At 67.7% G+C, this 17215-nt stretch carries 13 protein-coding genes; 1 reads left to right on the plus strand and 12 read right to left on the minus strand.

Going from position 1 to position 17215, the window contains the following annotated elements:
* Positions 1–67: 67 nt before the first annotated feature.
* Positions 68–760: a hypothetical protein gene (locus KF791_12550; GenBank protein MBX3733412.1), complete on the minus strand. Its 693-nt coding sequence runs from the start codon at positions 758–760 to the stop codon at positions 68–70.
* A 256-nt stretch (positions 761–1016) separates the two neighbouring features.
* On the opposite strand from KF791_12550, the gene KF791_12555 reads away from it, so the two are divergent.
* Positions 1017–3953: a leucine-rich repeat protein gene (locus tag KF791_12555; protein MBX3733413.1), complete on the plus strand. Its 2937-nt coding sequence runs from the start codon at positions 1017–1019 to the stop codon at positions 3951–3953.
* A 90-nt stretch (positions 3954–4043) separates the two neighbouring features.
* Here KF791_12555 and KF791_12560 read toward each other — a convergent pair whose 3' ends face one another.
* From KF791_12560 to KF791_12610, 11 genes are all read right to left on the minus strand, one after another.
* A complete protein-coding gene (locus tag KF791_12560; GenBank protein ID MBX3733414.1) occupies positions 4044–4730 on the minus strand; it encodes a hypothetical protein in 687 nt (228 codons plus the stop codon).
* Between the two features lies 1 nt (position 4731).
* The gene (locus KF791_12565; protein MBX3733415.1) at positions 4732–5751 is read right to left on the minus strand and encodes an ABC transporter permease; all 1020 of its coding nucleotides are present in this window, start codon (positions 5749–5751) and stop codon (positions 4732–4734) included.
* Positions 5748–7304: a sugar ABC transporter ATP-binding protein gene (locus KF791_12570; protein MBX3733416.1), complete on the minus strand. Its 1557-nt coding sequence runs from the start codon at positions 7302–7304 to the stop codon at positions 5748–5750. Before KF791_12570 ends, KF791_12565 begins: the two co-directional genes overlap by 4 nt.
* On the minus strand, positions 7301–8299 hold the full coding sequence (locus KF791_12575) for an ABC transporter permease (protein ID MBX3733417.1): 999 nt from the start codon (positions 8297–8299) through the stop codon (positions 7301–7303). The genes KF791_12570 and KF791_12575 overlap by 4 nt, the downstream gene beginning before the upstream one ends.
* A 5-nt stretch (positions 8300–8304) precedes the next feature.
* Positions 8305–9348, minus strand: coding sequence for a sugar ABC transporter substrate-binding protein (locus tag KF791_12580; protein MBX3733418.1), 1044 nt, complete (start codon positions 9346–9348; stop codon positions 8305–8307).
* Positions 9349–9442: 94 nt separating this feature from the next.
* Positions 9443–11452, minus strand: a complete 2010-nt coding sequence (locus KF791_12585) for a hypothetical protein (GenBank protein ID MBX3733419.1) — start codon at positions 11450–11452, stop codon at positions 9443–9445.
* Positions 11449–12288, minus strand: a complete 840-nt coding sequence (locus tag KF791_12590) for a semialdehyde dehydrogenase (GenBank protein ID MBX3733420.1) — start codon at positions 12286–12288, stop codon at positions 11449–11451. Before KF791_12590 ends, KF791_12585 begins: the two co-directional genes overlap by 4 nt.
* A 27-nt stretch (positions 12289–12315) precedes the next feature.
* On the minus strand, positions 12316–13680 hold the full coding sequence (locus KF791_12595) for a four-carbon acid sugar kinase family protein (protein MBX3733421.1): 1365 nt from the start codon (positions 13678–13680) through the stop codon (positions 12316–12318).
* A gap of 25 nt (positions 13681–13705) precedes the next feature.
* Positions 13706–14977: a ribulose-bisphosphate carboxylase large subunit family protein gene (locus KF791_12600; GenBank protein MBX3733422.1), complete on the minus strand. Its 1272-nt coding sequence runs from the start codon at positions 14975–14977 to the stop codon at positions 13706–13708.
* A gap of 105 nt (positions 14978–15082) precedes the next feature.
* Complete coding sequence (locus KF791_12605) at positions 15083–16174, minus strand: helix-turn-helix domain-containing protein (protein MBX3733423.1); 1092 nt, start codon at positions 16172–16174, stop codon at positions 15083–15085.
* Positions 16171–17214 (minus strand): Gfo/Idh/MocA family oxidoreductase, encoded by a 1044-nt coding sequence (locus KF791_12610; GenBank protein ID MBX3733424.1) that lies wholly within the window; start codon positions 17212–17214, stop codon positions 16171–16173. Before KF791_12610 ends, KF791_12605 begins: the two co-directional genes overlap by 4 nt.
* Position 17215: the final 1 nt, after the last annotated feature.

A 17215-nucleotide genomic window follows, 5' to 3' on the forward strand; every position in this document is an offset into this window, starting at 1 on the left:
TAAAGTGACAGGTTTAAAGACTCCGTGAATCGAAAGGGCTGAGGAAGTTGAAGGAGAGCCACCGTGTTCACGCGTGCCGCATACGTTCCAATTCGCTCTTCAAAGGAGCCCAGTACGCGCGATCGGCGGCCCGCTCGACACGCTCCTCCTCCAACAAGCCGGTCTCGATGCCGGCTTCGTCGCCCTGCAAGGCCGAGGACAACAACGGTCGCGATCCGGCAGACATGGCCGCGGCCTCGCGAGGAAACTGGCGCGCCAACTCAACGAGCAGGTCCGGCGTCCGGGCTTCCCGCAACCAGAACCGGACCTGTTCCGGGGATGGCGTCCCCCGGCAGGCGACGCGATCCGCCTCAATCAGCCGGCGGATCATCGGCCAGTCCTTGTCGCGCTGCGTCTTCTTGGACTGGACCAGATCGGGCAGCGACATCAACTCGTATATCGTGCCGTCGGTGCCCTGCAACGTGGTGCGGCCCTCCCAGAGTTCGGCAAACTCCGCGACGCCCCGCATCTTCGACATCACGTCCACCCGCAGGCCGACGGCTTCCGGGTTCTGGCATCGAAAGTGAACGGCATGTCCGCGCTGCAGATGTTCCAGGGAAAGCGGCGGCACGGCGATCACCGAGGCCCGCAGTTCGCGCAGGGCCGCGTTCAGACGATCCAGATTGGCCGCGTCCCCGAGGATGGCGAAATCCGTGTCCCGGCTAAACTCCGCCGCGCCGTAGAACACGCAGGCCTGCCCGCCCATCAACAGGGCGCGCACCCCGCAATTCCGGAAAGTCGAAAGGACTCTGTGAATCGGGTTCGGGATCAAGGTTGCCTCCTTGGGCAAGATACTGCGTCCACAACTTCATGCTCTCACGCCAGCGCTCCAGCGGTTCCAACCGGAACCACTCCTGCCATTCATCCGCCTGCTCGTGATGCACGCGGTGCAGGCTGTCACGTCCATGGCCCGTTGCCAACCCAGCCGTCCCGCCCCGCCTGCTGGTGCTTGGCGGACAAGGCCCATCGTCCAGGCCATGCCCGACGTCACCCAGCTCCTCAGCGATCTGGACGCGGGTGATCCCCGGGCCGCCGACCAGTTGCTCCCGCTGGTTTACGAGGAACTTCGCAAGCTGGCGGCGGCGAAGATGGCGCAGGAGCCCGCCGACCACACCCTCCAGCCCACGGCGCTGGTGCATGAGGCGTGGCTGCGGCTGGCCGGCGAAAACCCTCCGTGGGCGGGCCGGCGCCAGTTCTTCGCCGCGGCGGCCGAGGCGATGCGGCGCATCATCATCGAACGCGCCCGCCAGCGCGGCCGGATGCCGCCTGGGCCGCGGCCGGCGGCGGGCCGGAATACGAGGCGCTCCGGCGGGAGATGTGGGCGGGCGGCGAGCCGCCGTGAGGCGGGAGGACACCGTGGAGTGCGGCGGTCCTCCGCCGCTTTTTCCGCCGGGAGGCAGCGGAGGGCAAGGAGCCACCTCGCCGCCGAAAGCGCCAGAGGGCTGGCGCACTCCAAAAGCACACGCGCCAGCGTCTTGGAGCGCGGCGGGAAGAGAAGCGCCACGCCGCCTGGGCCCGGCCTGAAGGAGCGTTTCCGGAGTTCCAACGCGCGTCCAGCCGCCGAAAGCGGTGGCGTCAACCGTGGTCACTTTGGAGCGCCGCCCGAAATGCCGACGCGCCGGTGCGGAGCACGGCGCCCCGCCACCTCGCCCGCGGCCAATGCATGCCACCACCGCGCGTCGCTTCGCATGGCCTCCCGCAGTCCATGGTTCCGCAACCTGCCTAGAAGCCTGAAATCTGGGGCTTTTCTTGAGCTTTGCGCTTTGCGCTTGAGGCTTCATCCGCGCGCCCTGCCCCGCCTTCAAGCACCGGAAAATTTCTTGGCCCCATCCGCCCCGAAACGTCGCGCTGGGGGGATGAACGGCCCGCCACGGGCCGGGGAGAACCAAACCATGAAACACCTCGCCGCCACCACCGCCGGCCGTCGCCGGTCCGTTGTCCTGATGTTGCTGCTGCTCGCCTCCGCCGCCCTACCCGCCGCGGCCCAATGGGCGCACACGACGAACAACGGCACCATCACCATCACCCGCTACCACGGAGGGGACACCAACCTCATCGTCCCCGAATCACTCAACGGCTGGCCCGTCGCGCGGGTGGCCGCCGGGGCCTTCCAATTCGCGCCGGCCCAGTACTGGACGCACAGCATCACGTTTCCGCCCGCCATCACGAACCTCGGCGTGGCCGAGTTCAACAGCTACCAGCGCCTCACCAACGTCACCTTCCTCGGACCGATCCAGATCATCCCCGACGGCGCCTTCATCGGCTGCCGGAACCTGCTCGCGGTCCATTACCCGGACAGCGTCACCCGCATCGGCCAGGACGCCTTCCAGGACTGCGCGAAGCTCGCCGTCGCCAGCCTCCCGGCCGGCCTCACGCAGATCGGCGCGCGGGCGTTCTCCGGCTGTGCCGCGCTGACGCAAATCCAGATCCCCGCCAGCGTGACGAGCATCGGCGGCGGCGCCTTTGCCGGCTGCCTGGGCGTCGAGGCCATCGAGGTGGACCCGCTGAACGGCCATTACGCCAGCGTCGAAGGCGTGCTGTTCAACAAGGACAGGACCGCGCTGCTCCAATGCCCGGGCGGCAAGACGGGGATCTTCGTGATTCCCGACAGCATCACCAGCCTGCCCGAGGGCGCCTTCAGCGGCTGCGCCAAGCTGACCGGCGTCGTCATTCCCGACAGCGTGACCACGCTGGGCCGTCAGGTGTTTGCCCGCTGCGGGGCGCTCACGGAACTCACGATCCCCGCCGGGGTCCGGGCCATTCCCAACGGCGCCTTCTGGTTCTGCACCAACCTGGCGAACGTCGCGCTCCCGGCCGGCCTCACGAGCATCGGCTCGCAGGCCTTCGGTTTCAGCGGCGTCACCAACCTGGTCATCGCGGACGGCGTCACGGCCATTGAGGCGGAGACCTTCAGCAACTGCGCCGAACTGGTGTCGGTGACGATCCCCGAAGGCGTGCGGACGATCGGCGCCGCGGCCTTCGCGCGGTGCCTGAAGCTCACGGCGGCGGCTATCCCCGCCAGCGTCACCACGCTGCAGACCTCCGCGTTCAGGGACTGCACCAGCCTCGCCGCCATCACGGTGGACGCGGCCAATCCCGCCTTCGCCAGCGTGGACGGCGTGCTCTACAACAAGAGCCTGAGCGCGCTCCGTACCTATCCCGCCGGGCGGCCGGGGGATTACGAGATCCCGGCCAGCGTCCGGCGCCTCGAGGACACCGCGTTCTCCGGCGCGGCGCACCTGCGCACGCTCGTGATCCCCGACACCGTGACCTTCCTGGGGAGCGGCGTCTTCCAGAACTGTGCGCGGCTGTTCAGCATCCGCATCGGCCGCGGCATCACGGTGATCCCGAACGGGGCCTTCTCCGACTGCCTGGAGCTCGCGGACGTCCACCTGCCCGACACGCTCCGGACCATCTCGGACTCGGCCTTCAGCCGCTGCCGTGACCTGCGCCGCATCACCATCCCCGCCAGCGTCCGCACCCTCGGCGTCGGCGTGTTCGATCCCTACTTCGGCGGTGTCTGGCCGCTGCCGATGCTGGAGAGCATCTACTTCGAGGGCAACGCGCCCGCGGCCGGGGCGCAGGCGCTGGTGCTCCAGCCCTACGAGTGGGGTCCGACGGTGTACCACCGCGCCGGCACCACCGGCTGGCGGGAGGAATTCGCCGGCCGGCCCGTCGTGCTCTGGGATCCGCGCGTGGCCTTCGACGCCACTTTCGGGATCAAGGACGGGCGCTTCGGCTGCACCCTCACCGGGACGCCGGACCTGGTCGTCGTGGTGGAAGCCGCGCCGGACCTGGACGGCCCGGCTTGGACCGTCCTCGCAACTCTCACCCTGGCCGGCGGCCAGGCGGCGTTCCGCGACCCCGCCCCGGCGGACGGCCCCGCGCGCGTCTATCGCTTCCGCTCGCCCTGAGCGCGCGCCCCGCGTCTGACGCGCCATGATCCATTTCCGCCCGGAGCAGCGGCCCGGCTCCGGGCGAAAACTCAACCTTGGGCCGTCCATTCACGCGGAGAAGCCGACCATGAGCACCACCAGCACCCCCGGCAGCCCCAGCGATTTCGGAAGGTGGGCGGGGTAAAGTGACAGGTTCAAAGATTGACACACCAGCAGTTGTCGGGCGAAGGCCACGATGGCCCGCTTCCGCGCCCGGGCGTGGGCCTTGGGATTGAGCAGCACGGGATGCCATTTGCGGACCAGATAGTAGCGCGGCTGGAAGAGCAGGATCCGCCACGCCAGCTCCACCCGTTCGGTCCGCAAACGCCGATTGCCCGAGGTGGTGATGCTCAGATCCGCGTGGCCTTCCCCGGAGGCGCGCACGGCCTGATCCATCGCCAGGATCAGCGGATGAAAAACTTCCAGACGTTCGACCAGCCAGGGTTCCAGGGTCGCCTTCAGGACCTCCCACCGCCCGGACTTCCACCAGTGGTTGGTTTCGCGTCGTCCATTCAGCAGCATCAGGCAGCGTCCTTGGGCGGCCAGGCTCAATCGTTGTTCGCGCAGTTGCTGGCGCTGACGTTTGCGCGCCCGCTTCTGCTCCTCCGCCTCGGTCGGGACGTGAACGATGGACAGCGCCTTGTCATTACCGGCGCGGTAGCGATCCAGACGCGTGGCCAGTTCGAGGGCATCGGTCCGGTCGTTGTTCACCCCGGCACGGCGGGTGTCCAGGCTGGTGGGACATCCAGCAATCACCTCACCCGGGCACCGCGTAGATGCGGCGGCGTCCCAGCCGCTCCAACCAGCGGTTGCGTGTCGCATCGGCCAGCACGGCGACAAAGATGATCGCGCTCGACACCAGGGGATACAGGTAGGGATCCGCATTGAGGATGACGAGGCCGTTCTCGATGCTCTGGATCAGGACCGCGCCGAGCACGGTACCGGGAAAAACGGCGCCACGGCCGCCAAACAGGCTGGTGCCGCCCAGCACCGCCGCAGCGATGGCCCCAAACTCGCGATACGTTCCAAACGAGGGCGATACCGCGCCCAGTTGCGCAAGGGACAGAATGCCCCCAAGCGCCGCGCACAGCCCGCTGATGACATACACGGATGCACGCAGGCGGCGGGTATTTAGACCTGCTTTCCGCGCTGCAGCCGCCTGATGACCGACCGCGTACAACTGTCGTCCGTACGGGGTGCGCGTCAGCGTGACGTGCGCGGACACCAGCACGGCGCCAAACACCCAGAGCGGCAGCGGCACCCCAAGCCACCGCGAAGCCCCCAATGCCAGGAAGCCGTCCGGTAGGTTCATTGCCCGCGTCTGCGTAATCCAAAGCCCAAGTCCACGGCCAAGATACAAGGTCCCCAGGGTGGCAATGAAGGCCAGCATGCCGAGCCGGGTGATCAGGAAGGCGTTGACCATTCCGTAAACCACTCCGATCAGCACAATGGCCGCCAGGGCGACCGGAAGGGACATCCCGGCCAGAAGCAGCTTTCCGGCGACCGCCGCCGCCACAAACATGATCGCCCCGACCGACAGGTCCACGCCGGCGGTCAGCAGGACAAATGTCATGCCGATGCCGACAATCGCCGTGGACGACGCCTGGACGAGCAGGTTGGTGAGGTTGGCCCCGGTGAGGAATCGCGGGGACAGCATCCCGAAGGTCATCAGCACCAGAACCAGCAGCACGAGCGTCACGTGGTTCAGGGCGGCCTCGATAATTCGCTGCCGCGCAGCGGCGGACCGGTTCCCTGGGGCTGGAACCACCGGACTCATGTCGGGAGGGCCGCGCGCAGGATGCGCTCACGGTCGAAATCCTGGCGCGGGAGGTCTTCGGTGATTGTGCCGCGGCGCATCACCAGGATGCGTTCGCACAGTCCCGTCAGCTCCTCAATCTCCGACGAAACCACCAGCACCCCGGCGCCACGATCGGCCAGCTCATGAATGAGCTGGTAGATCTCGAAGCGCGCGCCCACGTCAATGCCGCGGGTCGGCTCGTCAAGGATCAGCGCCCGGGGTCCGGCCAGAAGCCACTTGGCGAGGACCACCTTCTGCTGGTTGCCGCCGCTGAGGGTCCGCACCGGTTGATCCATGGAGAGCGTGGATTGCAGCCGGACGGCCTCCCGGATGGCGGCCAGGGCCCGGCGCAACCCCGCGAGGGCCAGCAACCGCAACGGGGTACGGGCATGGCGGGCCAGTGTCACCAGCGCCATGTTTTCGGCAACCGTCGCATCAAGACACAGGCCGTCCTCGCGGCGGCTGTCGGTCAACAGGGCCAGCCCCTGCCGGATGCGCTGCCGCGGGCCGCCGGTCACCGGCACCCCTTCCACGAACACCCCGCCCCGCGCGCAGGGGTCGAGCCCGAAGAGGATGCGGACCATCTCGGTCCGCCCGGCGCCCATCATCCCTGCAACCCCCAGGATCTCGCCGCGGTGGAGCGTGAAGGACAGATCGCGAACCATGCCGTCCTGATGCAGCCCGCGCACCTCCAGCAGCGGCGGGGAAGCGATTCCGGCACGGGTCCGGGCCTTCGCGTCGCGCACCGGGAACAGCTGTTTCAGTTCCCGACCCACCATGAGGGACACCAACCGGCCGGCATCCCAGGCCGCGACCGGCCCCTGACCCACCACCTCCCCATCGCGCAGCACCACCAGGTCGTCGCATTCGCGCAACACATCGCCAAGGGTGTGGGAAATGAAGAGGACCGCCCGTCCCTCGTCTCGAAGCTGGCGCATCAACGTGAACAACCGTTCGCTCTCGCGAAGGCTCAGCGAGGAGGTCGGCTCATCAAGCAGGATGAGTTGCGCGTCCAGGGACAGGGCGTGAGCGACCTCCACCAACTGCCCCTCGCCCGCGGACAAGCGGCCCACCAAAGTTTCCGGGGGCAGGTCAAGGCCCACGCGTTGCAACAGCGAACGGGCATCGTTGCGGAGGCTCGCGCGGCGGATGAAGGGCCCCTCCGTGGGAAACCCGGTGAGGAAGAGATTCTCCGCGATCGTGAGGTTGGGGAACAGGTTCAACTCCTGGTGCACGAAGCCAATGCCGGCTTCCCGGGCCTCGCGTGGCGACCGCGGGGCATGAGTCCGGCCGCGGAGCAGCAGGGTGCCGGCATCGGCCCGCAGGTCGCCGCCCAGCAGGTTCATGAGCGTGGACTTGCCGGCCCCGTTCTCCCCGACCAGTCCCGTGATGCGGCCGGCCTGGACTTCAAAGCTCACGTTCCTGAGCACGGGCACCCCGAAGAAGGCCTTGCAGATCCCGCGGAACGCAACCACGGGCGTCGGCGAACCGGGATCCGGTCCGGCGGCAGTCCTTTCGGCCGGCGGGTTCATGAGCCGTAAAGCATGCGGGATCGCCACCCATCCAGAAGTGCGGCCAGCAGGATCACGCCCCCCTTGACCATCATGATCGTGAAGTGCGAGAGACCGAGCAGATTGAGCGCGTTGTCGAGCAGTGTCAGGAACAGCACGCCGCACAGCGTCCACGCCACCCTGCCCCGTCCGCCAAACAGACTGGTGCCCCCGATCACCGTGGCCCCGAGCACATCCAGCAACAACCGCTGGCCATGCACCGGCGAGCCGGTCTCCAGCCGGGCCGTGTACAGCACCGAGGCCGCGGCGGCAAAAACGCCGCTGACCACGTACGCGGCGATCAGGACACCCGCCACCGGCACTCCCGACACCCGGGCGGTGCGCGGATTTTGTCCCACCGCGTGCAGCCATCGTCCAAACAACGACCGCGTGAGCATCAGGTGGGCCCATCCCCCGAGCACGGCGGCGATTCCCACGGCGATGCCGGGCCGGGATCCCAGCGCAATGAACCCGTCGGGGAGCCGGTCCACAGGCTTCGACTGGCTGATCCAGATGGCCAGGCCGGAAAAGAACATCATCGTGGTGAGCGTCACGATGAATGCAGGCATGCGCAGCAGCGCGACCGCCACGCCGTTGATCAGGCCCGCCGCGGCTCCCAGGAGCAGCATGACCGCAACAGCGGTCGGCGCCGCCAGCGGGCTGCCCGCCAGCCAGCCGGTGTCGCCGTTCATCACCATCGCCCCGACCACGGAGGTCAGCGCGATGATGGACGTCAGGGACAGGTCCATGCCCCCGCTGATCAGCACCACGGTGAGTCCGGTCGCCACAACGAACAACGGCACCAGGTTGCCCACGAGGTTGAGCGCATTGCCCTTCGACGCGAGAGCCGGAGTGAACGGAGCAAGCGCGAGAAAGAGCAGGATGCTGAGCCCAAGGATCAGAAAGCCGGATCGGCCCGCACGGGAGGCGGCGGCCCCCAGCCGGTCGTGGAGCCCCGTCAGAGCCGGTGAACCCATGGCGCTCACTTCCCGACGTTCGCGCCCCAGGTCTTCTCCGCCATCTCCCTGAAGTTGCCCTGGTGAATCACAAATCCCGGATCCAGGATGACGCTGGCAACGTCCCGCCCTTCCCGCAGGGCCACCAGGGCCTCCACGCTCTGCGCCGCCTCGAAATAGACATCCTGGACGCCCGTCGCGTCGAGATAGCCGTCCTGCAGCATCTGCCACGCCGTCGCATCGCCATCAATGCCGCCGAGGATCACATGGCCGGGATCGCCGATCCGGTGGTATTTGCCCGCAGCCTTGAGCGCGCTGACGATGCTCGGGAACAGGAAGTCGGAACTGGAAAAGATGAATCGGATGCCCGGGTTGGCCTGCAGACCGTTCACCACCCCGGCCTGGGCCTTTTCCTGGTTCCACTCCGTCGGGATCCTTGACACGACCTCGATCACGTCCGGTGCCGCGGCCACTGCGGCATCGAAGCCGTCCCGCCGTCCGATGGCATTGATGTCGCCCAGGTCGCCCATGAGGATCATCGCCTGGTGCTTCCGTCCCGTCTTGCGGGCCTCGCCGATCATGTAGTCCACGGTGGCCCGCGCGAGACCCGGGTTGTCGGCGACCACCGCCACTGACGTCGCATCGCTTTGGGCTGCGGGCCGGTTGAAAAGCACGATCGGAATGCCCGCTGCATTGGCCGCCCGGATGGCCGGCAGGCAGGTCTTGGCGTCCTTGGGGACGAGAATGATGCCGTCCACGCGCCGCGTGATGAAGTTCTTCACCTGCTCCAGCTGCCGGTTGGCATCACCATCGGCAACCGCCTCCAGCACTTTGAAGCCGCGCCGGGCGCATTCGGACTTCAAGGCCTCGTAGCCGGCCACCCAGTACTCCGTCTGCAGCGTCTCAAACGCGATGCCGACGGTGAGGCGTTCGGCGGTTCCCGTTGCCGTGGCTCCTTCGGAGGGCTCGTCTCGACCACAGCCGGTCGAAAGTACGGCCATCCACAGGCCGAGGACCGCAGGGAGGAAACGTCGCCGCGCGAGCAACGCCGGATGGGATGAGGATTTCATGGGCGATCGGTGATTCGTGGCGTCGGCTCGTTCAGAAACTGGCAGGGGATTGAAGGCGCAATGTTTGATCCAGACGGGCACGCGTTCAACCTCATCACGCGGCCTGCGCCGGGGCGTCGGGGAGGATTGTCCCGGGATCCAGCAACAGACGGAGCGTTGCGAACGGCGGCAGCCCGACCGGCATCCCCGGCGTCCAGCGTTCACCCGGGGCCTGACGAAAGGGTTCCGGCGCGTTCACCGCGCTCCGGACCGTGGATGCGTCAAGACGACGCCACATGCCGCCACCGGAAATTCCATCAAGTTTCAGCTGCCGGGTTTCCCGGCCGAGGTTGGCCACCCATACGGCGGTGCGCTCCCCGGTGGCCACGGCCAACGCCGCAAGCCCCTCCCCGGGGTCACCGCACACCTCCAGCACCCGGCCATCCACGCACGCACCGAGATCCGCCAGCACGTGGAACAGCGGAAACACCCCACCAGCACCCGACGGAAATCGCGCCGGCAACGGAGAGCCGGCGCTGGTCTCCAGGACGCCCTGCCAGCCCGTCGTCTCGTAGAAAGTGGCTCCGGCCGCGCCGGCCTCTGCCAGCGCCTTCACCATCGCGAGGGTCCAGGCCGCGCCGAACAGGGAGAGTTGCCGCGGATCCACCGCGGATGGCAGCTCCCCGGCAGCCTGCGGGGCTTCTGGTCCGGTCGCGTTCGGATTACCTCGCGGGCGCAGGCTCACCGGGGACACGTACAGGGGTCGCCCGGGAAAATACGCCGCCACACTGGACACCTGTTGGCCCGCTGCCGGCGGGGTTTCGGCAACACTTGAGGTGTCGGCGGCATGCACCTGGGGGTTCATGGACCAGCAGATGAAATCGGCATCGGCAGGCGGGCGGGAAAGATTGATCTGGTACAGGTCGCCATCGGTGCCCGCCCCGAGCGGGACGTCCGGCAGGGCCTTTCCCAGATGTCGGCGGGCCGCCGCCAGCGCCGTCGGCGTGGTGGACCGCCGCCCGCGATGCAGCACCAGCAATCGTGCAATGACGTCCCGAAATCCCCCCAGATGCGCGGCGACAGACCTCAGGTCCTGCCCGGGGTTCTCGTTGAGGTGCAGCACCACCTCCAGTTGGGCCCCGAGGTCTGCCGCCTCGCTCGCAACGAGAAACAGACGATCCTGCCACCTGCGCTCCCAAACCCGCAGGTCCACCCGCAGGTGGGCCGGATGCAGGAACTGCAATCGTCGCGCCTGTTCCTCCGTCAGTATCCGCCCGTGGGTTGCCGCACCCAGGCCAATCCGCGGCAGCCTGAGGGGCGCCGGCGGACGCCGCACCCTGAGGACCGGGACCCGCGGCGCTTCGGAAATGACGATGGTCGGTCGCGATGCCGGCGTTGGGGCCTCGGGTCCATGCCACCGCAGCACCACTTCCTGCCGGACCCGCGTGCCCTCGCGGATTTCCATGGGGAACGGCAGGCGAAGGGGCGTCCCATAGGTCTTGAAGCTCGCGTCAATCCAGTTGCGCTGGTCCTCGGTCTCAAAGGCATCGCCGGCAAATCGCACCTCGGCCCACAGCCCCGGGGACACCTCATGTGCCAGGCCGGCAAGGTCGTGCAGCCACCGGACCGGCTGCTCCGCCGCGATGATCCCGGGAAACCGCATTTGCTGCCCGGTCCCGTTGCCATAGAGCGCACGACATGGGGTTCCCGCACATTCGCGGATGGGGTGCAGGACGCAGAGGCCGATGCGGTTGCGGAGGAATGTGGCCCGCGCCTCGCCGTCCAGGACAAATCGCACGGTGCCGGCGGCATCCCCGGTGATCGTTGCCTGCCAGGCGAAGTGGACCGGACCCCGCTGGTGGACCTGGGTGTACCCGACGACAAAACCGTCGCCGGAATCGTCCACGACGAGATGCGAAATCACCCCCGGCACGGTGCCCCAGTTGGCATCCCGCACGGCGCCATAAATCCGGCGGAGCACCTCCCGTCCGTTCCGGCGCAGCGTGCGCAGGTCTCCCGCCTCGAAGACCATGGACACCGGACCGGCCCGAAGTTCGCGCCGCTCCGGCAGCGGATCATCGCTGCCGTGCCGCAGCATGGAATCACTGGCGGGAACACCGTTCATGGCTGGGCGCGAACGATCCGTTCCACCTGTTCGCGCACGCTCACCGGCTCGAACACTTGTTTCCAGTCCGGACGCATGAGGCGGTGACGTCCGTACTCGGCGATCAGCCGCGCACCATCCGAAAAGGGAAATGGCGCCTTCCCAAAGGCGATGCCGAGTTCGACCTTGATGTGACCGTAAAGGAAATCCTCGGCGGCCGCCCGGGGTACGCCCCGCCGCACCGCCTCCTCCAACGCCTCCCGCAGGGCCATTACCAACGCGATGCCGCACGTCTCGGCCATCGTCGGCTCCAGGATGGCCATCTGCTCGACGGTCACGCGGTGCGCCCGGGTGACCGGCGCATAAATGTCCCGCGCGATGCGTTCCCCGGTGGCATAGGCCGCCTCAGGACCCTGCATCAGCGCGCAGACGACCGCCTGACGCGCATGAATCCCCCCGAAGAAATCGTCCCGCTCCGCGGGAGTTTCGAAGTGGTCGAACACATCGGGATGGCACGGGTGGGTCACAAAGTAGCTGATATCCGCGCGCGCCGGCAGCGCGCCGGCATGGGCGACAGCGGGGTCGAGGGTGATGACAAGGCATTGCGATTTCAGGTGCGGCACCACCTCCCGGGCGACCTCGCTGAGCACGCGGTCCGGCACCGCGAGGATGACGGCATCCGCCGCCGCCAGGGCCTCACCGCGTGGCGTGGGCCCAACGCCGCGTTGACTCAAAGCTTCGAGGCCGCGCGTCCCCGTCTCGACGTAAAGCATCCGGTAACCCGGATGATCCCGCAGATGGTCGGTAATCCGGCAGCCCATCTTGCCGCCGGCGCCGATGAGGGAGAGGGTGGTCATTGGAAACATTTGTTGAGAATGCCGCCATCACGAGGCGCCGGGAACTCCGCAAAGCACGTCCGCGAAAAATGACGGGTGTCCGACCTGCCCACCCTTGAACACGATCTCGCGTCCGTGCGCCACCCGTCCCGGGGCATAAACCCGGCACACCGGAGATCCAGGTGCCATCGGCCCACGATACTCCAGCGCTTCAACTCCCATGGCCCGGGCCACATGGGTCGAGGTGTCGCCACCGCAAACCACCGCGCGGGGCAGTCCGGTCCGCTTCAGCAACTGCTCCAGCAACCCGCCGAGTTGCAGTCCAAGCTTCTCCGGGTCCGTGGGCGGCATCCGCGAACTCCCGCACGCATCCTCCGGACCCCGGCTGCTCCGCAGCACCACGCTGCGCCCCTGCCCGAGCAAGGCCAGCGCCTGCTCCAGCAGCCGGCGTCTCGCCCCCTCGTCGGCCAGCGGACCCGGGCCCGCATCCAATGCGACGAATCCCTGTTCCACCGCCACGGCGATCTGTCGTGCCGTCACCGGCGAGCAGCTCCCTGAGACACACACCAGCTGTTCCACGGTCTCAAGGCCGCATGCGTCCGCGGTCGCAACGGAAACCCGGCGTCGCCAGTGCGCGACCAGCGCATACTCCATCCCGCTCGATCCCACGACAAAGAGCGGAACGTTGCGCACAAGGTCCTCAATCACCCGGCCGATGACGGGCAGATGCGCCTCGCGAAGGGTGTCAAAAAGGACCACCGGAGCCGGCACCCCGGGGGCCACCGTCCACCCGGGATCCCCGGGCTGCTCCAACTGCAACACGTCCACCAGCTTCACGGGCAAATCCGTCTGCGCCGCCAGGACCCGCCGCAAATCGGATTCCGTCATCGGGGTCACCGGATGCCGGCTCATGGTCGGATGGCGGTCCAGCCGGTACGGCTCGGTGTCGAGTCCCGAGCGTGCGAACAGATTGCCGAAAACCACATACCGCCCGAGCACCGGCGCTCCGACCACCAGGGGCGTCGGCTGTTCCCCGAAAACCTTTCGTCCGAGCTCGATTGCGCGACCGACCGACCCCGTCGTCGGGGACGAATCAAAGGTTGAGCACACCTTGTAGTGGATGATGGGTGCGCCGCTCGCGCGAAGGGCCTCAAACGCCGGGGGCAGCTCCCGCTCCATTTGCTCCGGCGTCAGGGTTCGCGATCCCCCCGCGACGCCGAACGCACGGATCCCGGGGAACCTTGCAAGCTGCTGCGCCGTTGGCGGACGCAGGAAAAGTACAGTGGAAATTCCCGCACGCGACAGCGCCTCGAGCACATCGGTGGACCCGGTAAAGTCATCCCCGTAGTAGGCCAGGCACAATGAAGCCTTGCCGTCCGCACGATCGGCTTCGGTGGGTCGGGTCGGTGTCATGCGATCGTGTGTGTCCGCTCCCCGGTCATCCACGACCCCCAAACGCCACGAGACTCGCCGCCAGTTCCGGGTGCGCCGCCGCATGAGCAACGAGATCCACGCCCTGCACCGCCGCCTCCCAGGCCTGACGGAGCGCCCGCAGACCAGCAGCCGGGCCCATCGGATGCGCCATGATGCCTCCGCCTGCAAGGTACATCAGGTCGGTGGTCCCCGAACGTCGGTAGGTCTCCGGCGCCTGGCCGCCCCATTGCCCCGAGCTGATCACCGGTACGGCGGTGTCGTCCGGACGAAACATCGGTGTGCGACAGGCCACGAGGCTTCGGACCACCGAGTCGTCCGGCTCCCAGAACTTGTTTCGCAGCCCGTTGACGTGCAGGTGGTCGACTCCCACCAGACGCCAAAGCTTCTGCCAGGCCGGAAACTCAACCCCCAGGAGCGGATGCCTGGAATACAGGCCCCAACCATTGCGGTGACCATGGATTGGCAGCGCCGTCCGCCGCCGCAATTCCAGCAGCCCCGGCAGCCCCACGCTGTGCAGGCTCACCATCACACAGGTGCCGCCCGCGGACTGCACGGCCTCCTGGTGTCGGAACATCGCGTCCAGATCGTCGGTGATGTTGAAGGCATACATCAGCTTTCGCCCCGTCCGGTCCGCCAGTTCACGAATGACCCGCATCACGGCATGCACCCGGTCCCGAAGCGGGCATTGCGGACCGTCCGCCTGCAACTCGTCGTCCTTGATGAAGTCAATGCCCGCCTCCCCCAACTGACGAACCAGCGACGCGGTCTGGTCCGCGGTCAGCCCCACGCTGGGCTTCACGATGGTGCCCAGGATCGGGCGCCCCTCCACACCCGCCAGACGACGGGTGCCTGCGATGCTGAACGCCGGCCCCGGGTACTTGGCGCCAAATGAAGGGGGCAGCTCCAGGTCGAGCAGCTTGCATCCGGAATGGTCCGATAGCTCGTAGAGATTGCCGCACACGGTGGCCAGGAGGGTCGGCAGGTTCGGACCCAGATTGCCGATGGGGAACTCGAGGGTCAGCACCGCCCGCCGGTAACCTGCGGGACCGGCGCCGCCGGACGGACGGCATCCGCCCGGCAGGCTGGGTTCCGGGACGCTCTCCAGCGGTTCGATTCGCAGCACCCGCGCCCGCGCCCGTGCCTTGAGTTCCTCGGTCTCTCCGGGCACCGGCAGGAAGGTCCCCGACGATTGCTCGCCCGCGATCGTTTCGGCCACCTGTTCCAGCGGGAGACAGGTCTCGATGCGGTATCGGGCGATGATGGACTCGGGCGACATGGATCAGAAATTCGCCAGCCACAGGGGCGGACGAAGGCAGCACCGTCTTCAGGATTGACCTGGAATGCTATCCGGATCCGCGGACGAAGGCCTTGAACATTTGAGTCAACGTTTGGGACGGACCGGCCCCCTCCGCCGCTCGCGAGGGTCCCCGTCCAGGGAGACTCCGTCCGCCCTGCCGCCCCTGCACTCAGGCGCCGGCCCGGTCGTCTGGGCGCGGTGCTGGGAGGGGGTGCGCCCGAAGGTCTGGCGGAAGCGGCGGTCGAAATGGCTCTGATCGCAGAAGCCGAGGCGGCAGGCGATGGCCGCCACCGATTCCCCGGTCTCCTCCAGCAATGCGACGGCGTGGGTCATGCGCACGCGGTTGACATAATGACTGAATGTCATGCCCGACGCCCGCTTGAACGCCCGGGAAAACACCGCCGGACTCATGCCGGCGAGACGGGCCGCCGCTCCAAGGGGGAACCGGACCGCATACTGGTCGCGGACCCGGTCAAGCACCGGCTTCAGCCTCACGGCCAGCGCCTGACGGCGCAACAGTTCAGCCCGCTCCAGCATCGAGCCCCGGAACTCCTGGATCATTGAATTCAGCAGCACGAGCAGCCACGCCTTGCACCCGGCCTCCCGGTGAGGAAGGGACAGATCGAAATGGAACCGCAGCAACCGCGCCAGCGCGTCATGGGCTTCCGCCGCCAGGGATGACCTTGCGCGCAGGACATGGGGGCGCCCCTCAATGCGGCGATGGAACGGGATCAGGAATGCAGCGTCGGTCGGTGGCGACCCCGCCGAGAACAGGCACTCGGGGAGAAACGACAGAACGACAACCCGCGAGTCGAGCCCGGGGCTGTCGGCCACCTGATGCGGCTTCAGGTGATCCACCACGAGCACGTCGCCGGGTTCCAAAGCGGCCTCGAGGTCACCCATCCGCTCCGTCATCGGCCCGTCGAGCGGGATCAACAACTCGAGGCGCTCATGCCAGGTGGGCCGCCGGGTGACCGCACCCTCGCGGAAATGAAACAGGCTGACGGCGAACGGAAACCCTGCCGGAAGCTCCAGGGAGTGGCGCCCGCGGGCGTCCAGCAGATGTCCGATCCGGTGCGGCCGGAATTCCAGTCCGGACGCCACCTCCAGGAGACGCTGGAACGATCCGGATCCCACCCGATCCGTGACCGTCCGGCGCGATGCGGAGGGCGTCATCCTGGGTCTCCTCCCAGCCGCACCACCGAATCGCGACGTGCGGAGTCGTACGCGGCGAAGGTGAGCTCCATGGTGCGGAGATTGTCCGCACCCGTCGTCTCCGCAGGCGGCCCGCCCTCAAGGGCCTTCAGGAGGTTTCGCAGGCATGGCACCAGGCTGGCCTGCGCCACCTCGTACGCGGGATCCGCCCACGGATACCGCGGGGGAGCGTGGCGCCGGCAATGCACCCCTTCGCGAGTGGAAACGCGCAGCCAGTAGTCTGCGGTCACCTCCGCCGTGCCAAGCGGCCCCTCCACGAACGCCAGCGTCTGCGGAAACACCTCCCGCTCCAACGGGGCCTTCGCATATCCCAATTCCACGATCACGCTGGTGCGCTCCGGCCCCATCGCGAGCAGCAGCGTGGCCACATTTTCTCCCCGGACCTCCGGCGCCAGGGTTCGATGCGTCTGGCAATACACCGTGCGCGCCTCGCCGAATGCGGCGCGGGCAACATCCAGCAGGTGGACGCCCAGGTCGGTGAGGATGAATCGTTCCAGCGTCCGCAGGGCCGGTTGACTCGCCCAGACATCGAAGCCCGAGATCAGGGTAAGGCGGGCGCGAAACGGCGGGCCCAGCATCCCCGACCGCAAGGTGTCCAACAGGGCACGCATGGGCGCCTGCCAGCGCCAGTTCTCATGGACCAGGAACAGCGTCCCGGTCCGCTCAAAGGCCGCCACCATCGCACGGGCATCCCGCAGCGAGGCCGCCATCGGTTTTTGGCAGATGCAGGGGATTCGGTGCCGCGCACAGAGCAGCGACAGGGGCTTGTGCCCCCCAACCTCGGTGATGTTGTCCACAAAATCCGGCCGCACCTCCTCCAACAACCGGACCGGGTCATCGTAAACCGCGGGCACCCCGAGCTCGCGGGCAAACGACGTGGCGCGATCGCGCGACCGGTTGTAGACCGCGACGCATTCGGTGCCGCCCAACTCGCGCCACGCGGCCAGCTGGACGCGCGCCCAGAAGCCGGCGCCCAGGATGGCAAATCGAAGCGGGGGCATG

This window comes from Verrucomicrobiia bacterium, from assembly GCA_019634635.1.
Lineage (GTDB): Bacteria > Verrucomicrobiota > Verrucomicrobiia > Limisphaerales > UBA9464 > UBA9464.